General features: G+C 74.3%; 20 protein-coding genes. 6 read left to right on the forward strand and 14 right to left on the reverse strand.

All coding sequences use genetic code 11. From position 1 onward, the window contains the following. The 4 genes from ACEPPI_RS32160 to ACEPPI_RS32175 all read right to left on the reverse strand — a co-directional run. Positions 1-1,412: MFS transporter (locus tag ACEPPI_RS32160; protein ID WP_373918786.1), on the reverse strand; the 1,412-nt coding region annotated here is incomplete at its 3' end. Between the two features lie 124 nt (positions 1,413-1,536). Beyond that, positions 1,537-3,519, reverse strand: coding sequence for an ATP-binding protein (locus ACEPPI_RS32165; RefSeq protein ID WP_373918787.1), 1,983 nt, complete (start codon positions 3,517-3,519; stop codon positions 1,537-1,539). A gap of 268 nt (positions 3,520-3,787) precedes the next feature. Further along, positions 3,788-4,180, reverse strand: coding sequence for a nuclear transport factor 2 family protein (locus ACEPPI_RS32170; protein ID WP_373918788.1), 393 nt, complete (start codon positions 4,178-4,180; stop codon positions 3,788-3,790). A gap of 60 nt (positions 4,181-4,240) precedes the next feature. Continuing rightward, the gene (locus ACEPPI_RS32175) at positions 4,241-5,464 is read right to left on the reverse strand and encodes a cytochrome P450, cyclodipeptide synthase-associated (protein WP_373918789.1); all 1,224 of its coding nucleotides are present in this window, start codon (positions 5,462-5,464) and stop codon (positions 4,241-4,243) included. A 515-nt stretch (positions 5,465-5,979) separates the two neighbouring features. On the opposite strand from ACEPPI_RS32175, the gene ACEPPI_RS32180 reads away from it, so the two are divergent. The 5 genes from ACEPPI_RS32180 to ACEPPI_RS32200 all read left to right on the forward strand — a co-directional run bounded on the left by ACEPPI_RS32180 (position 5,980) and on the right by ACEPPI_RS32200 (position 13,550). After that, positions 5,980-6,408, forward strand: a complete 429-nt coding sequence (locus tag ACEPPI_RS32180) for a subtilase-type protease inhibitor (protein WP_373918790.1) — start codon at positions 5,980-5,982, stop codon at positions 6,406-6,408. Positions 6,409-6,704: 296 nt separating this feature from the next. After that, positions 6,705-7,691 carry a hypothetical protein gene (locus ACEPPI_RS32185; protein WP_373918791.1) on the forward strand — a complete coding sequence of 329 codons (987 nt, stop codon included), beginning with the start codon at positions 6,705-6,707 and terminating at the stop codon, positions 7,689-7,691. Between the two features lie 135 nt (positions 7,692-7,826). Beyond that, positions 7,827-9,692 carry an HSP90 family protein gene (locus ACEPPI_RS32190; protein WP_373918792.1) on the forward strand — a complete coding sequence of 622 codons (1,866 nt, stop codon included), beginning with the start codon at positions 7,827-7,829 and terminating at the stop codon, positions 9,690-9,692. Beyond that, the gene (locus ACEPPI_RS32195) at positions 9,692-12,808 is read left to right on the forward strand and encodes a hypothetical protein (protein ID WP_373918793.1); all 3,117 of its coding nucleotides are present in this window, start codon (positions 9,692-9,694) and stop codon (positions 12,806-12,808) included. Before ACEPPI_RS32190 ends, ACEPPI_RS32195 begins: the two co-directional genes overlap by 1 nt. Positions 12,809-13,040: 232 nt before the next feature. Further along, complete coding sequence (locus ACEPPI_RS32200; protein ID WP_373918794.1) at positions 13,041-13,550, forward strand: DUF4232 domain-containing protein; 510 nt, start codon at positions 13,041-13,043, stop codon at positions 13,548-13,550. 26 nt (positions 13,551-13,576) lie between these two features. Here the strand turns inward: ACEPPI_RS32200 and ACEPPI_RS32205 are convergent, their stop codons facing one another. Continuing rightward, on the reverse strand, positions 13,577-14,668 hold the full coding sequence (locus ACEPPI_RS32205; RefSeq protein WP_373918795.1) for a PP2C family protein-serine/threonine phosphatase: 1,092 nt from the start codon (positions 14,666-14,668) through the stop codon (positions 13,577-13,579). A gap of 347 nt (positions 14,669-15,015) precedes the next feature. Here ACEPPI_RS32205 and ACEPPI_RS32210 point away from each other — a divergent pair, with 347 nt between their 5' ends. Beyond that, positions 15,016-15,963, forward strand: coding sequence for an SDR family NAD(P)-dependent oxidoreductase (locus ACEPPI_RS32210; protein WP_373918796.1), 948 nt, complete (start codon positions 15,016-15,018; stop codon positions 15,961-15,963). A 262-nt stretch (positions 15,964-16,225) separates the two neighbouring features. On the opposite strand, the gene ACEPPI_RS32215 is transcribed toward ACEPPI_RS32210, so the two are convergent. The 9 genes from ACEPPI_RS32215 to ACEPPI_RS32255 all read right to left on the reverse strand — a co-directional run bounded on the left by ACEPPI_RS32215 (position 16,226) and on the right by ACEPPI_RS32255 (position 25,413). After that, complete coding sequence (locus ACEPPI_RS32215) at positions 16,226-17,293, reverse strand: helix-turn-helix domain-containing protein (protein ID WP_373918797.1); 1,068 nt, start codon at positions 17,291-17,293, stop codon at positions 16,226-16,228. Between the two features lie 166 nt (positions 17,294-17,459). Further along, a complete protein-coding gene (locus tag ACEPPI_RS32220; protein ID WP_373918798.1) occupies positions 17,460-18,839 on the reverse strand; it encodes a zinc ribbon domain-containing protein in 1,380 nt (459 codons plus the stop codon). Then, on the reverse strand, positions 18,836-19,408 hold the full coding sequence (locus ACEPPI_RS32225; protein WP_373918799.1) for a phage tail protein: 573 nt from the start codon (positions 19,406-19,408) through the stop codon (positions 18,836-18,838). The genes ACEPPI_RS32220 and ACEPPI_RS32225 overlap by 4 nt, the downstream gene beginning before the upstream one ends. Then, positions 19,405-21,363 (reverse strand): putative baseplate assembly protein, encoded by a 1,959-nt coding sequence (locus ACEPPI_RS32230; RefSeq protein ID WP_373918800.1) that lies wholly within the window; start codon positions 21,361-21,363, stop codon positions 19,405-19,407. The genes ACEPPI_RS32225 and ACEPPI_RS32230 overlap by 4 nt, the downstream gene beginning before the upstream one ends. Next, positions 21,363-21,794, reverse strand: coding sequence for a GPW/gp25 family protein (locus ACEPPI_RS32235; protein ID WP_356225325.1), 432 nt, complete (start codon positions 21,792-21,794; stop codon positions 21,363-21,365). The genes ACEPPI_RS32230 and ACEPPI_RS32235 overlap by 1 nt, the downstream gene beginning before the upstream one ends. Positions 21,795-21,816: 22 nt before the next feature. Further along, positions 21,817-23,730: a VgrG-related protein gene (locus tag ACEPPI_RS32240; RefSeq protein WP_373918801.1), complete on the reverse strand. Its 1,914-nt coding sequence runs from the start codon at positions 23,728-23,730 to the stop codon at positions 21,817-21,819. Beyond that, complete coding sequence (locus ACEPPI_RS32245; RefSeq protein ID WP_373918802.1) at positions 23,730-24,452, reverse strand: LysM peptidoglycan-binding domain-containing protein; 723 nt, start codon at positions 24,450-24,452, stop codon at positions 23,730-23,732. The genes ACEPPI_RS32240 and ACEPPI_RS32245 overlap by 1 nt, the downstream gene beginning before the upstream one ends. Positions 24,453-24,492: 40 nt before the next feature. Then, a complete protein-coding gene (locus ACEPPI_RS32250; protein WP_373918803.1) occupies positions 24,493-24,915 on the reverse strand; it encodes a phage tail protein in 423 nt (140 codons plus the stop codon). Between the two features lie 102 nt (positions 24,916-25,017). Then, the gene (locus ACEPPI_RS32255) at positions 25,018-25,413 is read right to left on the reverse strand and encodes an extensin (RefSeq protein ID WP_373918804.1); all 396 of its coding nucleotides are present in this window, start codon (positions 25,411-25,413) and stop codon (positions 25,018-25,020) included. Between the last annotated feature and the right edge of the window lie 815 nt (positions 25,414-26,228).

Below are 26,228 nucleotides of genomic sequence, written 5' to 3' on the forward strand. Positions count from 1 at the left end.
GCCGCCGCAGGGGCCGCGGCGCGGCGGGTGAGGAGCGGAGCGAGGGCCGCCGCGGCCGCCAGGACCGCGGCCGAGACCGCGAAGGCCGTCCGGTAACCGGCGGTGAGGGCTTCCGCGACGGGCAGGTGCAAGGACGCGTGGGCGGTGACGGAGCCGGCGAGCGTGGTCAGGGCGGCGAGGCCGATCGCACCACCGACCTGCCGGGTGGTGTTCACCAGCCCGCCGGCCAGGCCCGCGTCCCGCGGCGGTACACCGTCCACGGCCAGCGCCGTGAGCCGGACGAAGGCGGCGCCGAGCCCCAGGCCGATCAGCAGGCTCGGGCCGAGGACGCCGGTGAGGTAGCTCCCGTCCGCTCTGATCCGCGACAGCCACAGCAGCCCGGCAGCCTCGGTGAGCAGGGCCGCGGTCAGGGCCGCCGGGGCGCCGACGCGCCGCGACAGCCGCGGGACGAGCGTGGAACCGAGCATGTTGGCCGCTGCGAAGGGGAGTTGTCCCGCACCGGTGGCCAAGGGGCCTTCACCGAGGACCTGTTGCTGGTAGAGCGGCAGGAAGAAGAAGAGGGCGATCCAGACGGAGCCCAGCAGCGCCATCAGAAGGTTGCCCGCGGCGACCCGCCCGGCGGCGAACAGCCGCGGCGGGACCAGCGCGTGCGGCCTTTGGACCTCGATCACGGCGAAGGCCGCGAGCAGCACGGCGGCCGCCCCGAGGGCGCCCAGGACCGGCGGGTCGCTCCAGCCCGCGCCGCGCGCCGTCGTCAGGCCCCAGACCAGGCAGGTCAGGGCCAGGGTGACGGTGGCCGTGCCCAGCAGGTCGAACCGTCCGCCCGTCCCGCCGGCGCCGCGTGGCACGTACGCCACCACACCGGCGAGCACCAGTGCCGATCCGAGCGCGACCGAGTGGAAGATCCAGGGCCAGCCCCACGCCTGCGTGAGCACACCGCCCAGCAGGACGCCGCCCGCTCCGCCCGCGCCCGAGACGGCCCCCCACACGGCCAGCGCCCTGCCGCGCCCGGCGCCGGAGGGGGCCCCGGCCATGGCCAGGGCCAGCGCGGCCGGGGCGATGGCGGCGGCGCCCAGGCCCTGGAGGGCGCGGGCCGTGATCAGTACGGAGGGCGAGGCGGCCAGCCCCGCCACCAGCGAGGCCAGGGCGAACAGCGCGAGCCCGGCGACCAGTACGCGGCGGCGGCCGAGGAGGTCGGCGACCCGCCCGCCGGCCAGGAGCAGAGCCCCGAAGGCCAGGCCGTAGGCGTTGACCACCCAGGTGGTCGCGCCGTCCGAGAGCCCGGCCCCGGCCCGGATCTGCGGGAGGGCCACATTGACGATCGACGTGGCGAGCATGACGGTGAACTGGGCCGCGGCGAGCGCCGCGAGCACCGCTCCCGGCCGGGACGGCTGACTGCGTGCTGCGTTCATGAGGCACAGGCTCGTGCCGGACGCTGTCCACTATCCAGGCCGGACGGGCACGTCCACTGTCCACTCCTGTCCGCACCTGTCCACCCCGGCCGTCACCCGGTCGCCACCGCAGTCGACGGACGGGTCACCGGGGCCCGTGCACCTCCCGCTGCCACAAGGCCTCGCACAGCAGGTCCAGGCCCTGCCGCAGGTGCCGGCGGTAGGTCCCGTACGGGAGCCCGAGGCGGCGGGCGGCGGCCTCCTGGGTGGGGGCGCCGGAGAAGTGCCCCGCGGTGAGGGCCTCGCGGGCCCGCACCCCGCGCGGGTCGCGGGCCAGGTCGTCGACGGCGTGGCGCAGCAGCGTGCGCAGCTCACCGACGGGCTCCTCGAAGTCGGCCGCGAGCCGGGTGCGCAGCAGGGCGCAGGCGGCGAAGGCGCCCGGGTCGCGCCAGTGCGCCAGCGCCTCCCGTACGGCCTGGTCGAACGCGGCGCGCGAGAGGGGCGAGGGTCCCGCGCCGACGGGCGCGGGCACCTCCGTGACCGATATGAACCGCTGGAGCCACGCCTCCACGGGCTCCTGACGCCAGTCGACGCCGAACACCCCGTAGGTGTGGGCACCGACCCGCGGCCGCGCCCCGGTGTCGGTGAGGGTGCCCTTCACGCGTGCGCCCCAGGTCTCGGCGTCCCGGTAGACGGCGAACCCGTAGGCGCGGCCGTGGGCCCGGGCGGCCTCCGCCTGCGCCCGCGAACTGCTCAGGTCGATGACGCGCGAGGGGACCTGGTAGCGCTCGGGGTAGACGGAGAAGCGGCTGACGCCGATGTGCGCGCCGGGGGCGACCGGCGCCGTCGACTCGGTGTACGCCCATGCCGCGGCGACGACCGGGTCGGTGGCCAGGTCCTGCGGGTCGGGCGGGGCGGGGAGGGCCAGCCGGGCCGTGAAGGCCACGGTCCGCCCCGTGCTGACGAGGCGGTAGACGCTGAAGGCCCGTGGCTGGCGCTGCGCCCAGTAGCGGACCAGCTCGGCGGAGGCGGCCCCCTCGCTCTCCTCGGCCATGCGCAGGACGACGTCGAGGTCGTCGGGGTGCAGGGGGCGTTCGTGCACCTCGTCCTCGCGGGACCAGGTGCGCAGCCGCGCCAGGGTCGCGCCCTCCCGGAAGAGGTGGAACAGCTCGTCGGTGACCGTCCACACCCGCTCCTCGGGCGCCTCGCGCAGCAGGCGCAGGTACTCGTCCGCCAGGCGGCGGCGGATCGTCTCGAAGGCGTTGGGCGCCCGCCAGCGCAGGTCGGCGGCGAGCGTCTCGCGCGCGGCGTCGTGCGGGTGGAGCCCCTGGTGGGTGGACTCCATGAAGGGGAGGTCCCGCAGCCAGGAGAACAGCAGGTGGGCGTCGTGGCGATCGTCCTCCCGGGGCAGCACGGCGGCGAGCAGTTCCTCGGACGTCGAGCGCGCCTGCGCCGCCACCTCCAGGGCGCGTCGGTGGGCGGCCGTGGGCACCTCGCCGATCAGGCCCGTCAGCAGGGTGCGCAGGACGTCGGCGGAGGGGGCCCAGATCTCCTCCCGGCCGCAGCCCTCCGATCCCGCCGCGGCGGCCAGGGACAGGGCGAGCGGGTTGCCGCCGGCGAAACGCATGACCCGGTCGCGCAGTTCGGGCCGGATGCGCGCGGCGGTCAGCAGGTGGCGGGCCTGGTCGTCGGAGAAGGGTTCCAGCTCGGTGACGTGCAGGAGCCGGGACCATGCGGGGTCGGCGGTCCACTGGGGCTGCGGGGCCCGCCGCCCGGCCAGTACGACCAGGGTGTCCTCGGCGGCGCGGGGCAGGAAGTGCTGCCACAGCCAGCTCTCCAGCCACTGGCAGTGCTCGAAGGAGTCGACGAGCAGGACGGTGCCGGGAACGTCCAGGAAGGGCCCGGCGGCACGCTCGAAGTCGGCCGGGTCCCGGTCGGCGAACCGGCCGTCGAGTTCGACGAGCAGCCGGCCCGCCGTACGGGCGTGGTCCGCCAGGCGACGCAGCAGCGTCGACTTCCCGATGCCGCCGGGCCCGTACACGTAGAACGCGAACGGTGCCTGTGGATCACCGGCCAGGGCCTCCTCGAAGCGCCCGAGCTGCTCGTCCCGGCCGATGAAGGCCCGCACGCGCGCTCTGCTGAGTCTTTCCCCCACGGACGCCACGGCGTCTCCCACCCCTCGTTCCCGCACCGGAGGGGTACAGCACCGCCGTCCGGCTCCGACCGGCAGGGGTCGCCGCCCGTACGTGCCGCACCGCATCGCGCGTGCGTACGACGGGCTGTCGCCTTCCGGTCCGTGAGGGCTGGTCAGGCCCACGGGACCGGGGCCGCCGCTCCGTCGGAGATCGTAGGCGGAAGGGGATCCGGTGGGAACCAGTGCTGGGTAAAGGCTCGCGTCACGTGATGGTGGCGAGGCTGCCGTCGTCGGGGTGGCCGTCGACGAGGAGCGTGGTCTCCTCGACGCGCAGGAAGCGGCCGTCGGGGGCCATCCGCGCGAAGAGGTAGACCTCGGTGCGGGAGGTACGGCCGTTGTCCCGAAGGACGGTGACGGTGTGACGGTCGGCGTAACCCGGTCCGTCCCGCAGCTCCTCGTGGACCTCGATGTGCCCGCCGCGGACCAGGGCGCGCAGGCGGGTCATGTGCCGGACGAAGCCGGCCCGGTCGCTCCACACGCCGTTCGTGCGCTGGCGGTAGTCGGGGGCGAAGTGCCGGTCGACCGCTTCGGCGAGGTCGAGGTCCGGGGTGAACAGCAGGTCGTTGATGGCGCGGGAGATGTCGGTCGGTGGCATCGTTCGGCTTCGCTCGCTTCGTTCGAGGGGTGCGGGAGTGCGGGTGCGGGCCGGAGGCCGTCAGCCGCCGCGGGGTGTGAAGTCCAGGGGCAGGGCGACGGGTCCCCGGGTGTACAGACCGGCCTCGCGGTAGCGGAATCCGGGGCTGAGGCAGACCCGGTCGAGCACCGGCAGCAGCAGGGCGGCGACGGTTTCGATCTCGGCGCGCGTGAAGGCCGCTCCGACGCACTGGTGGAGTCCGCTGCCGAAGGACAGGTGCTGGGCGGCCGCGGTGAAGGAACGGGCGGTGGCCAGGTCCGGGCGGTGGATGTCGAAGGTGTCCGGGGCGGTGAAGGCGTCGGGGTCGCGGTTCGCCGCGCCGATCATGCAGAAGACGGTGGCGTCCGCGGGGACGGTGACGCCGGCGAACACGGCGTCCCGCTCCGCCTGGCGGGGTATGAGCTGGACCGGCGGGGTGTGGCGCAGGGTCTCGGCGATCGCTGCGGGCAGCAGGGCCGGGTCGCGGCGGACCTGCGCCAGCTGCTCGGGGTGGTCGATCAGGTGCTTGAAGAGCAGGGCGAGCGTCTTGTCGGCGGGTTCGGTGGCGGCCGCCAGGACGTTGATGACGAGGGCGGTGATGTCGCGGTCGCTCATGGCGACGCCGTCGAACTCGGCGGTGCACAGCTTCGACACCAGGTCCTCGCCCGGATGGCGGCGTCGCCGCGCGATCACGGGACGCAGGTACGCCTCCAGCCGCTCGGCGCACTCCAGGCAGTGCCGGCGCCGCTCGGGCGTCAGGGCCAGGCCGGTGATGAACTCCGCGACCCCGCTGTGCCAGGCGGCCAACCGCCGCCAGTCCTCGCGGTCCAGCCCGAGCACGTCGAGCGTGACGCGGATGGCGAAGGGTTTGCCGAAGTCGTTGACCAGGTCCATGTGGCCCCGGGGGAGGAAGGGGGCCAGGAGTTCGGCGGCGTTGGCGTGGACGGCGCGCATCTGGTCCCGGAGGGCGGACCCGGTGAAGCTTCGAACGACGATCTTCCGCTTCGCCGTGTGCTCGGCGCCCGTCATCTGGGCGAGCACGGGCCCGCGCATCACGGGCTCCGCGCGTACCTGCAACGTCTTGGTGCTGAAGGCCTCGTGGTCGGTCAGGACCCGCTTCACGTCCTGGTGGCGGGAGAGGAAGTAGCCGTCGACCGCGGGCTCGTAGTGGACCGGGGTCTGCTCCCTGAGCCGGGCGAAGCAACGGTACGGGTCGGCGGCGAAGTCCTCGGACAGGACGCTGATCCGGTCGTTGACCACGGACATGGACGGGACCTCTCGCGGTGCGGCATCGCGCGCGGTGCGCGGGGCGTGCCGGGGGCGGGAGGTCCGGAGCGGGAGGCGCCGCCCCACCCTTCCCCGATGATTGGCCATAGGTTAACAACCTTTGCCCGGAGGGTCATTGGCGACCGGGCGCCGCATCGGCGGCGGGGGAGGAGGGCCGCGACCGGACCCGCCGGGTCGGTGGCGCCTCGCCGTGCCGATTCGGCCACTCTGGACGGCCGTTGCGTGAACCTCGCGCCACGGCCACCAGGGCGGGCGGTGCGGAAGGCCGGGCCGCGACGGCCGGAGCGCCGCGCCCCCGTCGCGGCCCGGACCTGCGGCAGGGCCCCGAAGGTCGCAGGGACGGCGCTCCGATGTCCGGCATCCGAACGAATGTGTCCGCAAACCGCTCACTCGTGTGCGACGGGCCTTCAGATCTGGCAGGCTCGGCCCCACTTGAGCGTCACATGGGGGATGTGACGCGATCATCGGCCTTCGAATCGAAAGTGAGTCTTCTCGTGCGTCACCGCTTAGCCACCGTCTCCGCCGCCGCCCTCCTCTGCCTCGCCGGCACCACGGGCCTGGCGCAGGCCAAGCCCGCGAGCCCGTACGCCCCGTCCGCCATGGTCTTCACCGTCGCCCAGGGGGACGGCGCGGCCATCGGCGGTACCGTCCTGCGCGCGGCCGTCCTCAGCTGCGCCTACACCGCCGAGGGCACCCACCCCACCCCCAGGGCCGCGTGCGACGCCCTCAACGCCACCGGCGGCGAGCTGGGCCACCTGCTGGCGGCTCCGAATCCGGGCCGGGCCTGCCCCATGCTCTACGACCCCGTCACCGTCACCGCCGACGGCGTCTGGCACGGCAGTCGCGTCGCGTGGAAGCACACCTTCTCCAACGCGTGCGAGATGTCCGCGACCCTGAACGGCAATCCGGTCTACGCCTTCTGACGCCACGAAACACCGCGAAGCCGCCCACCGGGAAGTCCGAAGGGCACCACCCCGCGGCGCCGGCCGGGGGAAAGGCCGGCGCACACCCGGCGGCACACCGCTCCGTTCCCTTCCGCTTCGCCGGCCCGGACGCGCCGGACGGCCGAACCCCCCACGCCGGCAACCCCCTGATCAGCGGCTCCCGTGAGACCGCGGACACATATGGTTGTGCGATTGTCGGACGCGCGTGATAGTCACTTCCCTCATGGGGAGCGATCAGTCCGCTGCCCCGCACGAACACGGCAAGGGGTGGGGACATGGCGTTGCTCCGCGACATGGGGCGCACGCTGGGGAAGTGGACGGGGCGGCCCGCCACGCGGTTGCGGAAGGACTCCGGCGACCCGGACGTCGCGCAGGCCCGCGCGGCCGCCGCGGCGGCCGACTGGGCGACGGTGCGCGGGCTCTTCGAGGCACACCCCGAGGGCGGCAACCGTACCGAGCTGCTCTGGGCCGTCGCCGACACGGCGGGCGTGGAGCGGTGGATCGTGCAGGCCGTCGAGGCCGAGCCGGAAGCGGCACTGCCGCGGGTCCTGGCCGGCTTCAGGCACATCACGTGGGGCTGGGAGGCGCGCACCGGTGCCCTCGCCAAACACGTGTCGCGCGAGCAGTTCGACCTGTTCCACGGGCGCCTGCGGCTGGCCGAGCAGTGGTTCTACGAGGCCGCCGAGCGCGAGCCGCAATGGTCGTCCCCCTGGTACGGCCTCCAGATCACCGGACGAGGTCTCCAGGTCGGCCCCACACTCGCGCTGCGGCGGTTCGAGGCGGCGGTGCGCCGCGCCCCGCACCACCTGGGGGCGCACAGCCAGCAGTTGCAGCAGGTCTGCAAGAAGTGGGGCGGCTCCGACGAGCAGATGCACGCCTTCGCACGGGAATCGGCCGCGGCCGCGCCCGGCGGGTCGGCACTGGGCATGCTGGTTCCGGACGCGCACCTCGAACAGTGGCTCATGCTCGATTCGGGAGCCGACGGCCGGTACATGGGCCGCCCCGAGGTCAGCGCCTCCCTCCACGAGGCGGCCGCGCACTCGTTCCGTCACCCGGACTTCGAACGCATGGCGTCCCCGTACCAGCGGATCCAGGTGTTCAACTCCTTCGCCATGGCCTTCTCGCTCGCCGGGGAGCGGTCCGCCGCCCGCGAGTGCTTCGAGGCGACCGACGGCAATGTGACCGAGTCGCCGTGGCAGTACCTGAACGGCTCCGATCCCGTCGCCGCCTACCGCAAACACCGCTCGGCCTCCGGCCGCTGAGCCCGCCGCGCGGCCCACAGCCGTCCGGCCCCGCCCGCTCCCGTTCCCGTCGCCCGCGCCGCCCCGCTCCGCCCCCGTGCCGAGCCGGGGCCCGGCCCGCCCTGCCCGGGCACGCCCACAGAAGGACCCCGACCGGTGACCCACCCCGAGAACTCGCACACCTTCCAGGTCGACCTGCGCGGCCTCGTCGACCTGCTCTCCCACCACCTCTACTCCAGCCCCCGCGTCTACCTGCGGGAACTGCTCCAGAACGCCGTCGACGCCATCACCGCCCGGCAGGCCCTGCACCCCGGCGCCCCCGGAACCATCACGGTGCGCACCGGTGACACGCTCACCGTCACCGACACCGGAATCGGCCTGACCGAAGCCGACGTGCACCGCTTCCTGGCCACCATCGGACGCAGCTCCAAGCGGACCGCCGACGGCGCCCTGGACGGCGCCGGGCTCGACGCCGCCCGGGGCGAGTTCATCGGCCAGTTCGGCATCGGCCTGCTCGCCTGCTTCGTGGTGGCCGACGAGATCACCGTGGTCAGCCGGTCCGCCGCCGACCCGGCCGCCCCCGCCGTGGAATGGCGCGGCCACTCCGACGGCCGCTACACCATCCGTACGCTCGCCGCCTCGGCCGTCCCCGAGCCGGGAACGACGGTCCGCCTCACCCCGCGCGCCGACAACGCGGAATGGACCGAGCCCCAGCGGGTCGTCGCGCTGGCCCGGCACTACGGGAGCCTGCTGCGCCACGAGGTGAGCGTGGTCGGCCCCGGCGGCGAGGCGCCCGAGCGCGTCAACGTGACGCCGCCGTGGGAGCAGCGGCACCGCTCCCCCCTGGCCCGCCGCGAGGCACTGACCGCCTACTGCCGCGAGCAGTTCGACTTCACCCCGCTCGACACGATCGAGCTGGACCTGCCGGCCGCCGGGCTGCGCGGTGTCGCGTACGTCCTGCCGACGTCCGTGAGCCCCGCCCAGCGCGCCGGGCACCGCGTACACCTCAAGGGCATGCTGCTCACCGACCGGGCGCCCGAACTGCTCCCCGAGTGGGCGTTCTTCGTGCGCTGCGTGGTCGACACCACCAGCCTGCGGCCGACGGCCTCGCGCGAGTCGCTGTACGAGGACGGCACCCTCGCCGCCGTACGGGACGCGCTGGGCGACCGGATCCGCGACTGGCTGACCGGGCTGGCGGCGAGCGACCCGGCGCTGCTGCACCGCTTCATCGACGTCCACCACCTCGCGGTCAAGGCCCTCGCACGCTACGACGACGAGCTGCTGCGCGTCGTGCTGCCGTGGCTGCCCTTCGAGACCACCGACGGCAACGTCACCCTGGAGGAGTTCCTCCGGTCCCACCCGACCGTGCTGGTGACCCGCAGCGTCGAGGAGTTCCGGCAGGTCGCCCCCATCGCGTCCGCCGCCGGTCTGGGCGTCGTCAACGGCGGCTACACCTACGACCGCGACCTGGTGCACCGGCTGCCCGAGATCCGTCCCGGCACGGCCGTCACCGACCTCGACCCGGCCCTGGTCACCGCCCACCTCGACGCCGTGGACCCCACCGCGGAGCTGCGCGCGGCGACCTTCCTGGCCGTCGCCCGGGAGACCGTCGGCGTGCACGACTGCGACGTGGTCCTGCGGGACTTCCAGCCCGTCACCGCACCCGCCCTGCTGCTCGACAACCGGGAGGCCCGGCACGAGCGGACCCGGTCGAGCCTGGCGGCCGAAGGCGACGGCCTGTGGGCCGACATCCTCGGCTCGCTCCACCAGGAGACCCCGCCCGCCCAGCTCGTCCTGAACCACCTCAACCCCCTGGTGCGCCAGGCGGTCACGATCGCCGAGCGCGGGCTCGCCGTCACCACCGCCGAGGCCCTCTACGGACAGGCCCTGCTGCTGAGCCGCCGGCCGCTGCGGGCCAGTGAGAGCGCCCTGCTCAACCGCGCGTTCATCGGTCTGCTCACCCACGCCATGCACAACGCCGGCCCGGACGCGTCCGGCGCCGAGCCCCGGAAGGAACTGTGATGCTGGACAACCCCGAGGCCGTGTTCGAGGCGCTCCGCGAGAACAACGGCCGGCCGTACGGGCTGCAGCGGACCGTCACCGCCGAGGAACTCGTCGAGGCGGCCGAAGCCCTGGAGAAGACGGACGTACTGGCGACGGCTCTGCTGGAGCTGATGTCGGCGTACGAGTTCACCGGCGAGCACCGCAAGGCCCCGGTGGTCTTCGCCCGGCTGCTCAAGCTGTGGGACACCGAACCGGGCGCGTTCAGCGAGTGGGAGGCCCACCAGGTCTTCTGGCGGTTCAAGTGGGTCACCACGTCCCTCCTCCAGGTGCCCGAGGTGCCGCTGGCCACCGTCGAGGGCTGGATCGACCGGATGCGCGGACGCTACGCCGACGCGGGCCACGACATGCAGCCCGTCGCGGCGATGCGCTACCACGTGGCCTCCCACACGGGAACCGGCGTGGCCGATGCCTACGACCTGTGGGCGACGCGCCCGCGCTGCGAGCTCAGCGACTGCAAGGCCTGTGAGGTACGCCAGTTCGCCTGGCACGCGGTGGGCGCCGGCGACGACGCGACGGCCCTCGAACACTGGCGGCCGGTCCTCTCCGGCGACGAAGGGTGCAGTGACGAGCCGCAGATGAGCCAGGCGCGAGCGCTCCTGTCCCTCCTGCGCACCGGGCGCACCGACGAGGCCCGCTCCCACCACCTCACGGGCTACCGGAGGGTGCGCGGCAACACCGGCATGCAGGACGAGATCGGCATGCACCTGGAGTTCTGCGCGCTGTCGCGCAACGAGGGCCGCGGACTGGAGGTCCTCGCCGAGAACCGCCCGCTCTTCGAGGCGAACGGCGCCCCGCTGTCCCGGCTGGGCTTCCTGACCGGCGTGGAGGTGCTGCTGGCCCGCATCGTCGGGGACGGCCACGAGGACACCGCCGTCGCGGGGCCGCCCGGCCGCGTGTGGACCGCCGGCGCGCTGCTCGCGCACGTCCGCGCCGAGGGCGACCGGCTGGGCGCCGCCTTCGACACCCGCAACGGCACCACCACCGTGGGGGACGTCCGCCGGGCGCGGCTCGCGCAGCCGCCGCTGCTCGACGAGCCGCTGCCGCTCGGACTGCGCACGGCCCTCCCGAAGGCCGCCGCGCCCGCCGCATCCGGCACGACGCCCGCCACTGCGGCCGGCGCGGGGAGCGCCGCCGGTGCGCCGCCCGTCCCGGAGGACTTCTCCGAGCTGGTGCGCGAGGCACGCCGCTTGACCGTGGTGGGGCACCCCGGGGGCACCCGCCTGTGGCGCCGTGTCGCCGAGCGCCTCGACGACGGCAGTGCCACGCACGACGACCGGCTCGGCCCGCAGGACCTGCTGCTGGCGGAACTGGCCGAGCACCGTGCGTACGAACTCTCACAGGAGGACCACGAGGACGAGTCCGCGGCCGAGCTCGAACGGGCGGGCGAACTGTACGACGCGCTCGGCAAGCCCTGGCACGCCCTGGCCTTGCGGGCCCACGCCTTCGCACGGCTGACCATCGGGCGGGACGGGACGCCGCGCGAGGCCTCCGCCGGGGCCGCGGACCCGGCGGTCCGCCACCCCGACGCCGCCGAGATCCGGGCCACCGTCGACAAGACCCTGCGGCTGGCCGAGGACCTCAAGGTCACGGCGCCCCTCACGGAGGGGGCCCCGGAGGAGGAGGCGGCCGGGTCAGGGGCCGACACCGCCGCGCAGCGCGTACAGGAGTACCTCGTCACCCTGCACGCGTGCGCCCTGGCCGCCCACCAGGCGACGCTGGAGGAGGACCGGGACGGGAACGCGGACGAGGACGCGGAAGGAGGCGACGATCACCCGCGCCCGGAGCCGGAGTCCGATTCCGATTCCGTGCTGGAGTGGGCGAAGGGGGTCGGCGGTACGCTGCGAGCCGAGGCCCAGCGCCTGTCCGTCCCCCACCAGGTCGCCGCCGCACGGCTCTTCACGGCCGACCTGGCCGCACGCCGCGAGGACCTCGCCACGGCCGAGACGGAGATGCGCGCGTCCCTGGCCGAGCTGGCCGCCGGCGAACGCCCCTGGCGGGCCGCCCGCGTACGGGCCAGGCTCGCCCAGATCCTGCTGGCGCGGCAGGAGCCGGCGGAGGCCGCGGAACTCCTGCACCAGGCCATTGCCGACGCCGTACGGTACGACGACGTGGACTTCCCGCTGGCCCCGACGTACGCCCTGCTCGCCCACGCCGCGTCCCACATGCGGGACGTGACCGGTGCGGTGCGCCACTTCTCGGAGGCGGCCGACCGCTACGACCGCGAGGGTGCGTCCCGGGAAGCCGTCGACATCCGCCTCCAGCTGGCCGACGTCCTGGCGCGGGGCGGCCGGCAGGCCGACGCGGTCGCCGTCCTGGAGTCGGTCCTGTCCGGCCTGCCGGAGGTCTCCGCCGCCGGGCCCGGAGGGGACGACGAGCGCCTGACCGCCCACGTGAGGCTGACCCTGGCCCGGGGGCTCCGGGAGCTGGAGGAGTACCTGCCGGCGGCGGAGGAGTTCCTGAGGGTGGCCGACGCCGTCGCGACCTGGCAGGAGGACCGGGAGATCCACACCATGGTGGCGGCCGAAGCGGCGACGGCGCTGCTGCTGGCCGACCGGCGGGACGCGGCCCTTATGGCCTACCAGCGTGCGGTCGACGCCCATGCGCAGGCCCCGAACGCCTCCTTCGTCGTGCAGATGATGTGTGAGTTCGCACGGCTGACGGTGCGCAGCCGGGAGGCGGAGGGCCTGGACGAGGCACTGGAGCACCTGACACGGGCGGACGCGGTGCGCGCGGCGGCGCCCCAGGACGACGAGTGCTTCGTCCCCTGGTACCAGAGCGGCGCCGTGCACTACCGCCGCGCCCGGGTGCTGGGCGAGGTGGAACGCTTCCCCGAGGCCCTCGCCGAGGCCCAGGCCGCCGTGGCCGCGTACGAGGAGGGCGGCGCGGACGGCGAGGTCCCCCGCGCCGAGGCCGTCCGCATCACGGCCCTGATCGAGGGAACCGGCCTCGGCCGGTACGACGATGCGATCATCCGCCTGTCGTCGGCCATCGACCGCTGCCGCGCGGCGGACCTGGCCGAAGCGGCCCGGATCCTCGACGCCCTGCGCCAGGACTTCCGCAACCGGGCGTCCTGAGAGCCGGACCGCCCGGGCGCTCCCGCCCGGGCGGTCCGCCGGCCGGTCGCCGGGTCGCCCGCCCGTCGCCCGGCCGCGCCTGGAAGGGCACTCCCGGCCGTTTTCCGCGCAAGAGTGGCTTTGTCGGCGTTTCGGGACATTGGAGCGAAGGGGCGTCGGGCAGGGATCCCTCCGACCCGTGATCCTCGGGAAAGGCCCGCGGAACCGGTCCGAAAGCCAGGGAGAGCCCCGAATGCGCACCATCCGCACCACCGCCACCGCCACCGCTGTCGTCGCCGTCGCTCTGGCGGCCATCACGAGCGCGGGCACCGCGCGGGCCGCGACGGCGGGCGCCGTCGCCGCCCCGTCGGCCTGCCGGCCTGCCAACCACCTCGCGAAGATCGCGCGGGACCAGGCCAGCGCCGGGCACGTCCACTTCAGGGTCACGCTGACCGCGCCGAAGGGCTACGCGGCGTGCCGCCTCGCCGGTTCCCCGGCCGACGTGGCCTTCTCGCTGCACGGCACACCGCTCGGCATCACGGCCGGCCGGTACGGCGACCAGACCGCACCGGTGACCTTCGGCCCGGGACGACCCGTCCACTTCGACATCCAGGTCCCCAACGACGGCCACGGCACCCCGGCGGACGAGGCGTCGTTCACGCTCAGGGCCCCCGGAGGCGAGATCCCGGGTACCTCCGTCGCCGGAGGCCGCTTCGTGGTGACCGCCGGTACCCTCATCGGCCCGGTCCGGCCCGGCGCCTGACCCCGGCCCCGAAGCCCCGTCACCCCTCAGGGCTCGCACAGACGTACGGCCAGGGCGGCGATGTCGTCGTCGAGGCGGCCCCTGCTGTAGTGGAGGAGGTCGTGGTGAAGGGTCGTGAGCAGTTCACGGGGCGGCGTCGGGGGCTGTCGGCCCATCCAGCCCGCCAGCGGGAAGAACTCGCCGTCGCGGGCGCGCGTCTCGGCGATCCCGTCGGTATAGAGGAGCAGCAGGTCGCCGGGGGTGAAGTCGAAGGTGTCGACGCTGTAGTGATCGCCGATCAGTTCCGCGAGGCTGAGCAGTGGCGAGGGGCTGGCGGACTCAAGGGTGCGGACGTTCCCGCGGTGCAGGAGCAGTGGTGGGGGGTGTCCGCAGTTGAGGATGCCGATACGGCTGCCCTCGCGCGGGATCTGGACGAGAAGGGCGGTGGCGAAGCGCTCCATCGGACCTTCGGGGGGGAAGGAGGAGTTGTAGCGGGTGCTGCTGGCGTCCATCCTGCGGGCGACGTTCACCATGTCGGTCTCGTCGTAGGCGGCCTCCCGGAAGGCGTTGACGATCGCCGCGGCCGCCCCCACCGCCGGCAGTCCCTTGCCCCGCACGTCACCGATGAGCAGCCTGACCCCGTACGGCGTGTCGACCACCTCGTAGAAGTCCCCTCCGATGCGGGCCTCCGCCGCGGCCGCGAGGTACAGCGACTCGATCTCGATGTTCCCGAGGCGGCTGGGCAGGGGGCTCAGTACCACCTGCTGCGCGGCGTCGGCGACGAGCCGTACCTGGAAGAGGGTGCGCTCGCGCTGGAGCCGGAGATGGCTTCCGTACGCCGCGGCCACGGTCACCGCGATGATCCCCGCGGCCGTCCACCACGTTCCCAGGTCGGGGAAGACGAGGCTGAGGCCGATCATCAGGAGGAGGCAGACCGTGCCGAGCAGAACGGTGGGGAGCACCGGCCACATGGCGGCGGCCAGCGCCGGCGCCGCCGGCAGGAGGCGGCTGAAGGCCAGCTCCGGCGGGGTGGCGTAGGCCAGGCTGGCGATCACGACGGTCAGAATGACAGGCGACAGCCGCACAAGCCACCCCCGGCCGTAGCGCCGACGGAGCCCCGGCCGTCCAGACTCGATCACATTCCCCAGAGTATCCGCGCGATGAGGGCGCAGCACTCCGGCGAACGGACCCGGCCGCCCGCCCAGGACCGGCTCACCGGCCCGCGATGCCGCGTGGCGCAGCCCCGTCCGGGGCGCCACCGGCACCTGAATTCGAATATTCAGGCGAATTCATGCGGGTGGGGTGACCATGTCCGGCGCCGGACGCACACCCGCGACGCGTCAGCACCGTGTCGGTGGGACGTCGGCCGTCCGGCGGGACCGTCGGTGATCGATGGGGGATGTGTCGGTGGCCGCTGGAACCGTGGGCGTCGAGTTGCCCGCATGCAGCGGCAGCCGTTGTCACCAGCAAGGGAGATCCCGTCGCCGTGACGTCCGCATCCTCCACCCCGCCCTGGAACGTCCGACGCCTGCCGCGTGCCGATGGCAGCGTCTTCCTGGTCACCGGCGGCAACGCCGGCATCGGGTACTTCGTCGCGGAACAGTTGTCGGAAACCGGCGCCACCGTGGTGCTCGGCAGCCGCAATCCCGCGAAGGCCGAGGCCGCCCTGGCGTCGATACGCGCACGTGTCGCCGGTGCGCGGGTGCGTGCCGTTCCGCTGGACCTCGCCGACCTCTCCTCGCTGCGATCAGTGGTGGAGTCGCTGGGGGTGGAACGCCTCGACGCGGTGGTCCACAACGCCGGCGTCGCCCTTGACGACCCCTCGCGCAGGGAGACGGGGGACGGTCACGAGCTCATGTTCGCCACGAACCACCTCGGGCACTTCGCGTTGACCCGGTGGCTGATGCCGCTGCTGGCGGCCGCACCGGCGGCCCGCGTCGTGACCATGGGCAGCTTCGCGGCGAAGTCGGAGCGGCTCGACCCGGACGACCTGCAGTCCCGGAGGGACTACCGGCCCAAGCGTTCCTACGGACGTTCCAAGCTGGCGCAGATGTACTTCGGTGTCGAACTCGACCGCCGCCTGCGCGCCGTCGGCGCCGCGGTGGCCAGCGTGGTGGTCCATCCCGGCGGCGCGCTGGACTCCCTCACCCCGTCCCGGCCGCCGATCCATGTGCGGACTGCCCGTGCACGGCTGGGCGCGGCACCCGCGGCCCTCCTCGTCCAGGGCAAGCACGCCGGCGCGTGGCCCGCTGTCCGGGCGGTGCTCGACCCGGCGGTGCGGGGAGGCCGGCTGTGGGGACCGCGGGTCTTCGGCCTGCGCGGCGCGCCCCGAGGCGAACCGGTGTGGAACCACCTGGCCGACGCCTCCGTCGCGGCGCGGCTGTGGGACACGAGCCGTGACCTGACCGGCGTCGACCCCGGTGCCATCCCGTGATGGCCCCGGGCACGCGCGCGCCGGCGGAGCGGTGCGGCGCGAGGACGGCCGGTGAGGGCTCAGCCGCTCTCGCGCAGCCGGTGTCGGTCGCCGGGACCGACCCGCCTCCCCGTACGGGGGAGGCCGGTCGGTCCTCGGTTCCCTGAGGCGCGTGGGTGTGAGCGGCGAGACCCCCGTACCCGCCGGGCCCGTCATCCGTGGTGCGCCTCGTCAGAGGATCTCGGCCAGGCATCAGGCGGGGGTCGTCGCCCCCTGGATCCGTTCACCCTGGGGCGGTATCTCCAGAGGGGAATCCAGGACCGGGTAGCCCCCGGTGGTGTGCGTGGCGTGCTCGGATCCTGTGCTCCGCGTGTCGTGGGACGGGCGGGGAGGCGGCCAGGGAGGACGCACGGTGTTCGGTGGGGGCGAGCCCGTACGCTTCGCGGAATGCCCGGCTGAACGCGGTGGCGCTGGAGAAGCCCCAGCGGGCCGCGATCACCTGCACGGGCCGGCCGCTCAGTTCCGCGCACGCGAGGTCGGCGTGGGCCCGCTCCAGCCGCCGTTGGCGGATGTGTGCCGAGACGGTCAGGGGCTGGTCCCCGAAGAGGGCGTGGAGGCTGCGCAGGGACACGTTGTGCCGTTCGGCGATCAGCCGGGGCGTCAGGTCCGGATCGCCGAGATTGTTCTCGACGAAGCGGTGGATCCGCTGCAGCGTCTCCTGCGCACGGGCCTCGGCGGGTGCCCGGCCGGGGTCGCCGAGCTGCCGCGCGAGGAACGCGGTGGCCAGGTCGAGGGTGATGGACCCCATCCCGCGCAGCTCCTCCGGGCGACAGTGCGGACCACGTGTGAGCAGCGTCTTCATGAAGTCGGCGAGGATCGCTCCCGACCCCGTGTCCGCGGCCAGGCCCCGCGCGAGGAGGCCGTCCACCCGGTCCGAGCCCAGCGCCAGGACCTGACGGGGAATCTGCACGACCACCGTCTCGGTCTGCGCGCCCGTACACGCCCCCTCGCTCGGTCGCGAGGTGTCCGTGAGCACGAGTGCCCCCGCGACCGTCGAGTCGTTGCCCCGCTGCGAGATCCTGACGCCGCCCCGGGTGACGAGCGCCAGCTGCAGGTGCTCGGGATCGCCACGCCGGACATGGGCCGGGGTGCGGCGCGAGAGCACCGGTGAGCAGCTGACCGCGGAGAGCCGCACCACGCCGAGATCCAGGTGCGTGATGCCCGCGCGGAAGTCGGCCGCACGAGGGGTGTTGAGCGTGACGGGCATCACGTCGCTGGACACTGTCTCGCAGAACCAGTCGAACCCGTCCTCGCGCGCCCCGGCAGCATCCGGCACACCCACCAAACCCATGCGATCCCCCACACCTTGACGTGGCGGCGATCCGGCACCGTACCGGTTGTCGCAAGGCCTTGCTTCACCTCCACCGCCACGTGATGCATTGTCGGCCATGCCGGTCCGCGGCCCCCGCACCGGGCGCGGGCGGGGCGGCGGGTGCGGGGTGACTCGGGTGGCGCGGTCAGGAGCGGCCGGCGTTCGACGGGCCGAAGAACTCGATCTCCGAAATGGCGACCTGCTTGTCGGCGGAGGCCGCGTGCGACGACTCGACGGTGAAGCGCACCTTGGTGACCTCGCCGACGCGGAACGGGCGCCGCTGGCCGCCCGCCCCCTGATCCAGGGTCAGCCGGCGTGTGGTGACCCTGCCGTCCTTACCGGTGATCGTCGCCGTGACGTGGTGCGGCAGGGCGGACTCGCCGATCTTGTCTGCCCGCGCGGAGACGCCCGGGGTGATGATCAGGTCCAGCAGCCGGGTCGGCTCGCCGAAGTCGGCCTCGATCCACTCGCCTTGGCCGGACTGTGAGACGCCGGGACCCCACCAGGTGTTGCTGCGCTTGTCGAAGGCGAGCTCCGGCTGGTGGTCGGGATAGGAACGCGAGGCCGCGATCCGGTCCGGGGCGACGGGGGCACGCTGTGCGAAGTGGTCCAGGGTGGCCCGGACGCCGTCGGGCAGGTAGACGAAGCCGAGGACCGCCAGGGTGACGACGACCGCGAGGGTGATCCAGGAGCCGATCCGGTCGAAGACGCGGCGCAGCCGGGGACGATCGCCCGCCCACGGCGTCTCGCGCCGCCGCCCGCCGAAGAGCCGGCGCCACCAGGGCGCCCTTCCGGGTGCGGAGGCCTCGCCGGCCCCGGCCAGCGGCATCGCGCAGCGCACGCAGTAGTGGCGGTCGGGCGGGTTGGGCGTCGAACACCACCGGCACGGCGGGCCGCCCGCGATACCGGGCTGCTGTCCGGGGGCGCGCACCGCGGGCCGGTCGGCGTCCGGCCGCCCGGGCAGGACGGGCCCGGCGCCCGCCGGAGCGGGGTGCGGCGCCTCCGGGTCCGCCACGGGCACCAGCAGGGAGCGCGCCCGGTCGGACATGGTGTCGCTCAGCGCGTGCGGGCCCGGGGTGGCGGGTACCGGCCCGGCCGGAGCGGTGTCCTGAGGTGACGGGGTGCCCCGGGGTGCCTGAGCGGGGCCGGTGGGCTGCCCGCCGTCGGGGGCCCGCCCGGGCGCGCCGGGAGCTTCCGGGGCCCCGGGAGCTTCCGTACCGCCGTCGGCTCCGGGCGTACCCGTGACGGCCGGACTCCGGTCCCTCCCCGGCCCCTCCCGCCCCTCCGGAGCCGGCGCCGGTCCGCGGGCACCGCCGACGGCGGGCACCGCCCGTTCCGTACGGGCCGCGTCCTCCTGCTGGGTCCGCGACGCGCCCGCGGCGGGCCCCCCGGGCTGCGAGGACGGGCCGGCGGGCCGTGTGGCGCGGGCGTCCTGGTCCCAGCCGAGCACGGCGCCGCACGCGTCGCAGAAGGACTGGCCCGGCTCCGCGCGCGTTCCGCACTCGGCACAGTTCTGCGTGGTCATGTCTGCGGGGTCCTTTCGGCGGCCGTCACTTCGACCGTGTAGGGCATGTGGGCGGGGCGAGCGGCGGCGACGAGGGAGTCCAGCCGGTGGACGTCGGCCGGAGTCGGGTCGGGCAGCCGGAGGCCGACGTGCAGGCGGGGGCGCGGGGCCCCGGGGAAGGGTCCGAGCGGGCGGGCGTCCCAGTCGGCGCCGCCGCTCTCGGTGATCTCGGGTACGACGCCGAACGCCAGCCGTACCGCCTCCGCGAGGCCGCGGCGGGTGCCGCGGATCCGGTGCAGCGCGACGGCGGCCGCGACGGCGGCCCGCAGCCGGGGCTCGGGCTCGCTGCCGTCGGTCTCGGCGCCCACCCAGGTGCCGAGCCACCGGGCGAAGTCGGCCGGGGTCAACGCCGGGTCGAAATAGGTGTCCAGACAGTCCAGGACGTTCAGGACGGGTGCGAGGACGTCGTCGAGTCCACCGGCGAACCGCTGCGCCAGGTCGTCGTCGGCGAAGACGGCCGGGAGCATCGTGCCCAGGGGGAGCGAGGAGCCGAGGCCGTCCACGGAGCCGCGGTGGGTGGCGGCCGTCATGCGCCGTCCCCGATCACCCGGACGCGGTGGTCGTAGGAGAAGACCAGCGAGGGCCGTTCCAGGTCGATGCGGTCGGTGGGGTTGCCGCGCTTTCCGGTGAGGGGATCGGCCGGGTGCAGGACGACCTCGTCGACCAGTTCCACACCGGGGACCCGCTGCAGGACCGCGAACACCTCGCCGGTCTGCACGGGACGGCCGAAGGGCCAGCCCCGGCCGTCCGCACCGCCGGTCAGCGGGTCGAGGTGGCGGTAGAGCGCGTCGTGCGCCCGGCGGCGCACCCGGTCGGTGTCCACGCCGCGGAAGGCGTGCACCGTGGCGACGACGGTGACGCCCTGGTAGTACGGCGGGCCGACGGCCAGCCGGGTGCCGATGAGACGGCGTTCGTCTAGGTGACGGGTGATCCGGCCCAGCAGCGCGTCGCCGGGCACGAGCTGCTCGAAGCGCAGCCGCCCGCCCGGATCGGGGACGGCCTGGGGGACGACGAGGACCCGGACCGCGTAGGCCCCGTGCTCGCCCTCCTCGCCCTCCAGGCAGGCGATGCGCGCGGTCTCGGGCGCGGCCCGTCGGGCGAGCTCCTCGTAGTCGCGCAGGGTGACGGCGCGGTCCTGGGCGCGGAGGGTGATCGGTGCCCGCAGCTTGGCCTCCTCGACCGTCTCGCCGTCGACACCGCCGCGCGCCGCCTCCCGGTTGACGACCTCGGCGACGTACGGGACGGAGGTGCGCAGCACCTGCACGGCGCCCCGCGCCACGTTGCCGCCGCGTCCGCCGCCGGTGCGGTAGCGGTGGGCGCGGACGACGGCGCCCTTGGGGGCGACCGCCCCGTACTGGCGCAGTGTCCCGTCCGGTTCGCGGACGGCCGGGCCGAAGGCGATCTCGCCGGTGGCGGCGTCCAGGGTGACGTGGAGGTCGCCGGGCCGGGAGGCGGCGAAGTGCGGGACCACCCGCCAGTCCTGCCAGCCGTCGTCGGCGGCGGTCTGCAGGAGGAGCGGCGGGTCGTCGGCGACGACCGGGGATTGGGCCAGCCGCAGTCGCTGGCCGGGCAGTCCGGTGGCCTCGCCCAGGGCCTCGTCGTGGACGGTCTGCGCGTGCACGGCCCGCGTGGTGCCGCCGATCGTGTAGGCCTCGACGGAACGGATGCTCGGCGAGGTGGTGTAGAAGGGCTGGCCCGGCAGCGGATCGGTGACCCGGCAGCGGACCCAGCCCGCCTCGTGCCCGCCGCCCCGCGAGAGCACATGACCACTGGGCAGGTGCAGGACGACGTCGCCGGGCCGGTTGAGACCGCCCGTGCCGTCCCGGTCCACCTCGCAGGGCTGCCAGCCGTCCTCGGTCCACGCCTCCCACACGAGCGGGGGCTGGCGCGGATCGACACCGACGCCGTCGACGCGGCTGTCGAGCTCCAGTGCGAGCGCGCAGTGCGGTGCGGCCGCGGTCAGACCGATGAGCATGCAGTCGCCGGGGGCCGGGGCCTCGGCGAAGCACAGCACGTCCTTGCCCTCGGCGAGGTCCGTCGTACGGTCCGCGACGGGCTGCCCCCGGTGCTGCACCACCACGTGGGACAGCTCGCACGGGACGACGGCCAGGTCGCGCTCGGTGGCGAAGACGACGGCCTCCTCCCGCTCGGTGCGCAGCGTCGCGACCTCGGCGCCCGCCGGGACCAGGATCACGTCCTCCTGCGGCGCGGACAGCCAGAAGGTGACGTCCGTGCGCGCGGCGGAGGGCGGGAAGAGGGTGATGCCCACCAGGTCGAGGAAGGCGAGGTGGTTCTTCTCCGGGACGCGGTTGAGGCGGTAGACGATCTGGTCCGCCATGTGCGCGACCGTCTCGACGAGCGTGATGCCGGGGTCGGAGACGTTGTGGTCGGTCCACTCCGGTGCGCGCTGCTGGATGTAGCGCTTGGCGTCGTCGACGAACTGCTGGAAACGCCGGTCGTCGAGGTTGGGGGAGGGCAGGGACATCAGAGGTCGCTTTCCGAGGAGCCCGGCGCGCCCGGCTCGTCGTGGCTGGGGATGACGTAGAAGGGGAAGACGAGGCTGCGCGGGTTGTTGGTCCCGCGGATGGAGTACCGGACGTCGATGAACAGGACGCCCTGGTCCGCGCCGGCGGAGACCTCCACGTCGTGCACCTCGATCCGGGGTTCCCAGCGGTCCAGGCCCACGTGCACCTCGTGCTGGATGCGTCCCGCGGTCTGCTCGTTGACCGGCGCGAAGACGAGGTCGTGGATCGCGCAGCCGAACTCCGGGCGCATCGGCCGCTCGCCCGGGGCGGTGGCCAGGACGAGCCGGATGGCCTCCTCGATCTCGCGCTCGCCGCTGACCAGCGCGATGCCCCCGGTGGGTCCGATGCGCATCGGGAAGGCCCAGCCGGAGCCGACGAACTGTTCGGCCATCAGGGGGCCACCTGCCTTTTCTTCATCCGAACGGGTACTTGATGTTGTTGACGAAGAAGCCGCCCTGGAGGTCGAGCCGGACGGCGCGGATGCCGACGGCGGCGATGGTGTTGACCTGGAACGTGCCACCGGAGGTGATCATGGTCGCGCCGACGGCCTTGAGGCTGAGTGCGCCCAGCGCGTCGATGCTGACGGCGCCCGCGAGGGACTTGAGGTTGACGAGGCCGCGGCCCTGGATGTCGAGGAGGCCGCCGCTCTTGATGGTGAGCGACCGGCCGGCGCTGAGCGTCAGGTCGGTCCCGGCCTCGATGGAAACCGAGCGACCGCCCTTGATGGTCACCGACCCCTTGCTGTCGACGGTGATCTCCGTCTCGGTGCGGTCGAGGTTGATGGTCAGCCGGTCGTCACCGCTGGCGATGCGAACGCCCTGCTTGCGCCTGCCGGTCCGCTGGCTGAGCAGGTCGACGCGGTTGCCCTGCCGGTCGGACAGGGTGTGCCGGGCGGCCTTCCGCTTCAGCCCGTCGTGCAGGGGAACGTCGTCGACCCGGGTCGGCAGGTCCCGGCCGTTGTAGAGACCGCCGATCACGAACGGGTGGTCCAGCGCGCCCCGGTCGAAGGCGACCAGCACCTCGTCCCCGACGTCCATCGGGAAGACGCCACCGCCGCCCACCCCGCCGGACTGCACGCTGCGGGCCCAGTCGCTCACGTACGTGTTGTCCAGCCACGGGAACTGGAGCTTGACCCGCCCCTGCTTCAGCGGGTCCTGCACGTCGGTGACGATGGCGTTCGCGACGCCGGGCAGCCGGGCCGCGCTCGTGGCGTCCGCACCGCCCCCGCCCGACGCCAGCCCGAACAGGGAGCGCCACTGGCGGCCGCTCACCGTGATCCAGGACTCGTAGTGCCTGCCGTCGCCGAAGACGTGCCGCACGGAGGTGACGGTGTACTTGCCCTCGAAGGGCCTGCCCACGTCGCCCAGGGCCACGGGCACGCCCGGCCGCAGCTCGGGATTGCCGTACACGGCGACCTCCAGCTCCGCGAACGACGAGGTGACGTCGGCGGCGAGGGCTTGGGCGGCGTACTGGACCTCGTCCTGCCGGTCGTACGGCGTGGCGGTCTCGACCAGCCGCCCCGACGCGAACTTCCCGGCCGCCTGGCCCGGAGTGAGGCCGATGGAGATGCCCGGGTCGGTGGTGGCCGGGGCCGTCTCGACGATCCTCTTCTTGGTCGTGACGTTCCAGCCGCGCGACTCGACCGTGCCGACCTGGTCGGCGGCGGTGACCGCCGCCCGCAGCCGGAGGATGTCGTGACCGGCCTGGAGGACGAAGGGGCTCTCGTCGCCGTCGGTCCGCGGGGACGGCCCGCCGGCCGACGGGGTCGGCGTGACGAACCGGAACCTGCCCCGGGCGTCCAGGGACATCACCATGTTGTTCTCGTCGGCGAGCCGGGAGAGGAAGTCCCAGTCGGTGACGTTGGACTGGCTGACGAAGCCGTATGTGCCCTTCGTCGACTGGATCCGGCCGATCGGTACGCCGTCCAGGGCGGCGAGCTCGCGGGCGATGTCGGAGGCCTTCTGGTTGCGGTAGGCGACGACACGGCGCCGGCGCATCATCCGGTGCCCGAAGTCGTAGCCGCGGATCACGGTGAAGCTTCCGGTGCCGTCGTAGTCGGCCTCCAACGCGGTGACCTCGCCGGTCAGCAAGGGCTTGCCGCCACCCTGGCCGTCGGCGATCGGCGTGAGGACCACCCGCGTGCCGAAGGTGACGTCGAGCTTGCCGAGGACCAGGCGGTACGGATCGCGGAAGGTCAGCCGGAACGCGGCGGGCACGCCCACGCCCTGGTCGACCCAGCCCTCCACGAGCAGCGGGGCGATGTCGTCCGGGAGCTTGGCGGACCCTATCCGCACCTGCATGATGCTGGAGAACGCGGGACGCACCATCAGCGCGTCACCTCCTCGGGCGCCGGAAGCACCAGTTCGGTGCCGGTCGCCAGCCGGGACGGGTCGTCGATGCCGTTGACCTCGGCGATCGCCCGCCAGACGGTGGCCGTGCCGTACTCCCGCCACGCCAGCGACTGCAGCGAGTCGCCGGCCACGACCCGGTGCACGCGCTGGGCGGTGAGCGCGCCCGAGGTCGGGTTCTGGCCCTTGGTCTTCCCCGGGATCTCCACCAGGTGCACCTGACAGGTGGCACGGATGGGCACGCCCGTGGTGCCGAAGAGGCTGTACGAGGCCTCGACCGAGCCCACGTAGGCGACGAACCGGGCCGTGGAGAACGACCCCCACTCGAACACCACCCATGGCGGCGACGGCTGGTCGGCGGCGATGCTCTTCGCCGTCACCTCGCAGCAGTCCAGCAGCGATTCGACCTTCTTCAGCACCGTGTTGGCGGTCGGCGCGGCCGACGTGTCCAGGAAGATCTCCAGGGTCATCTCACGCGGATCGGCGCCCATGAACTCCGGCTTGGAGCCGTCGCGCACGGCCATCGTCGGGGTGGCCTTCCACTGCGCGCGCTGACTCAGCGACAGCTGCGCCGGATTGAACTCGAAGCCGAACGTCCGCATCAGTGCCCCGGGCGTCGTGCTCGTCCCGACCGGGGGCTCGTGGATCGCCAGGGTCGCGCGCACCAGGCTCTTGCCGGCGCCCCTGCTGCTCGTGGCCATGGGTGTGCCTCCTCTCCGCTCCGTCGCGTCTCTCGCGCCGTCAGTCCGTGAACCCGTGGTGGGCGATCTCCAGGACCTCCGTGGCCACGGAGGAGCTCGCGGGGTCGAGGGTGGGGCCCTGCCAGCTCACGGGCAGGACGTCGATGAGCCCCCAGCGGGCCACCAGCGACCCGTCGGCGCGGAGCGCCGCGATCTGGGCGGTGGGCCGCTTGATCCCGGTCTGCACCGATGAGATCCACTTGGCGACCTTCGCGGTGTCCGGCGTGAGCGGCCGGGTGAGCCGGATGGTGGAGAACGTGACCCGGGTGGGCAGGTGCCACACGAAGCCGTTGTTGCCGCCCTCCTGACGTTGCTCGATCTCCACCTGGGACGACAGCCCCTCGCACCCGTTGAAGTGCCCGAGGCTCTCGCCGTCGATGGTGAGGGTGAACCAGATGGTGGACCCGGGGTCCTGGCGGGGCATCCGAGGTGGGCCTTTCTGTCGGTGCGAGGGGGCGGCGGTGCGGTGTGCGTGGTGACCGGTCGCAGGCGGCCGGCGCGGGACCGGGAGGTCCGGGCGGGGCCGTCAGGCGCGCGGATCGCGGAGTCTGCCGATCCGCTCGCGGTCCATGCGCAGTTCGGTGCGCACGAGGCGGGTGACCCGGTCGATGATCCGGTGCACCAGCTCGTCCAGCTGGAACTCGGTCAGCTCGCGCGGATCGAACGCTCCGGCGGGGACGGCGGTGTACTCGGGCGGGGGCGCGCCGTGCGCGGCAGGCGGCTCGTACGGTGGCGGCGGTCCGGCGGGCGGCTCGTAGGGCGGCGGCGGTCCGGCCGGCGGCGCCTGCTGCGAGGACGGCCGGAATTGCCCCAGCGTCGAGGCCACGGTGGCCGACGCGGCGGCCGCGAGTGCGCCGAGGGACCGGCCGGAGCCGAAGGAGGGGAAGCGCTGGACCGTGGGGCCGGGCGGGGCCGACCCCACGGACCGAACCCCGGCCGCCGGGACCGGGGGCAACGCCAGGGGCGCGGCCGCGGGCGGCGGACTCAGCGGAGCCACGGGGAGCGGACCGCGAGCCATGGCGCCGGCGCCGGGCACGGTGGGCCGGCGCAGGGGAACGCCCTGGACGGGGAAGGTCCGTTGGACGGGGACCGCACCGTCCCTACGGGGAGGGGCCGGTGGGGGCGGCGTCGGGGGGAGGGCCGCGGAGGGTGGGGCCGGTGTGGTCGGTGCCAGGGCGCGCTGGACCGGTGGGGGAGCGTAAGCACCGGCCCGGGGCCCGTGGTGCTCCGGCGGGGCGACCGGCGCGGTACGGGCGGGCGTACCCGTGGACGGACTACCGGGTGGAAGCAACCGCTGCGCGGCTGCCGGCACGGGCGTGGAGGGGCGCGGGGAGTCGGATGCGCGGCCGGTAGCCGGGCCCGGGGCGCGGCGGGGCGCCGGGGACGCCGGTAACACGGCCTCGGGCGGGGGAGCGGGGTGCGCAGAGGGGGACAGGGGCGCACCGAGCCCCGCACGGGGAGGCGCGGCACTGCGCTGCACCGGGCCCACGGGCGTGGAGCCGGGCAGGGCGGGGGTACGGGGGCGGAGGGCCGTGACCGGGGTCCGGCGCCCCGGCGCGGGGCCCGGGCCGACGGGGCCGTGCTCATGCTCCGTACGGCCCGGGGCCGACGGGGGCACGGCCGCGGAGTCGTGGCGGACGACGGGCACCGGTGAGCCGGCAGGTGCGGGCGGGCGGGGCGTGGAGCGCTGCACCGGGGGCGTCGCCGTGCCCGGACGGGCGGCCGGGGCGGCAGCGG

Origin of the sequence: Streptomyces sp. AB3(2024) (assembly GCF_041862025.1) — a bacterium.
In the GTDB taxonomy this organism is placed as follows: domain Bacteria; phylum Actinomycetota; class Actinomycetes; order Streptomycetales; family Streptomycetaceae; genus Streptomyces.

Excerpts from the sequence above, each read along its gene's own strand:
- ACEPPI_RS32170 (WP_373918788.1), bottom strand. The coding sequence starts at position 4,180 with ATGCCACCGACCGACATCTCCCGCGCCATCAACGACCTGCTGTTCACC.
- ACEPPI_RS32175 (WP_373918789.1), bottom strand. The coding sequence starts at position 5,464 with ATGTCCGTGGTCAACGACCGGATCAGCGTCCTGTCCGAGGACTTCGCC.
- ACEPPI_RS32185 (WP_373918791.1), top strand. The coding sequence starts at position 6,705 with ATGGCGTTGCTCCGCGACATGGGGCGCACGCTGGGGAAGTGGACGGGG.
- ACEPPI_RS32195 (WP_373918793.1), top strand. The coding sequence starts at position 9,692 with ATGCTGGACAACCCCGAGGCCGTGTTCGAGGCGCTCCGCGAGAACAAC.
- ACEPPI_RS32200 (WP_373918794.1), top strand. The coding sequence starts at position 13,041 with ATGCGCACCATCCGCACCACCGCCACCGCCACCGCTGTCGTCGCCGTC.
- ACEPPI_RS32215 (WP_373918797.1), bottom strand. The coding sequence starts at position 17,293 with ATGGGTTTGGTGGGTGTGCCGGATGCTGCCGGGGCGCGCGAGGACGGG.
- ACEPPI_RS32220 (WP_373918798.1), bottom strand. The coding sequence starts at position 18,839 with ATGACCACGCAGAACTGTGCCGAGTGCGGAACGCGCGCGGAGCCGGGC.
- ACEPPI_RS32225 (WP_373918799.1), bottom strand. The coding sequence starts at position 19,408 with ATGACGGCCGCCACCCACCGCGGCTCCGTGGACGGCCTCGGCTCCTCG.
- ACEPPI_RS32230 (WP_373918800.1), bottom strand. The coding sequence starts at position 21,363 with ATGTCCCTGCCCTCCCCCAACCTCGACGACCGGCGTTTCCAGCAGTTC.
- ACEPPI_RS32235 (WP_356225325.1), bottom strand. The coding sequence starts at position 21,794 with ATGGCCGAACAGTTCGTCGGCTCCGGCTGGGCCTTCCCGATGCGCATC.
- ACEPPI_RS32240 (WP_373918801.1), bottom strand. The coding sequence starts at position 23,730 with ATGGTGCGTCCCGCGTTCTCCAGCATCATGCAGGTGCGGATAGGGTCC.
- ACEPPI_RS32245 (WP_373918802.1), bottom strand. The coding sequence starts at position 24,452 with ATGGCCACGAGCAGCAGGGGCGCCGGCAAGAGCCTGGTGCGCGCGACC.
- ACEPPI_RS32250 (WP_373918803.1), bottom strand. The coding sequence starts at position 24,915 with ATGCCCCGCCAGGACCCCGGGTCCACCATCTGGTTCACCCTCACCATC.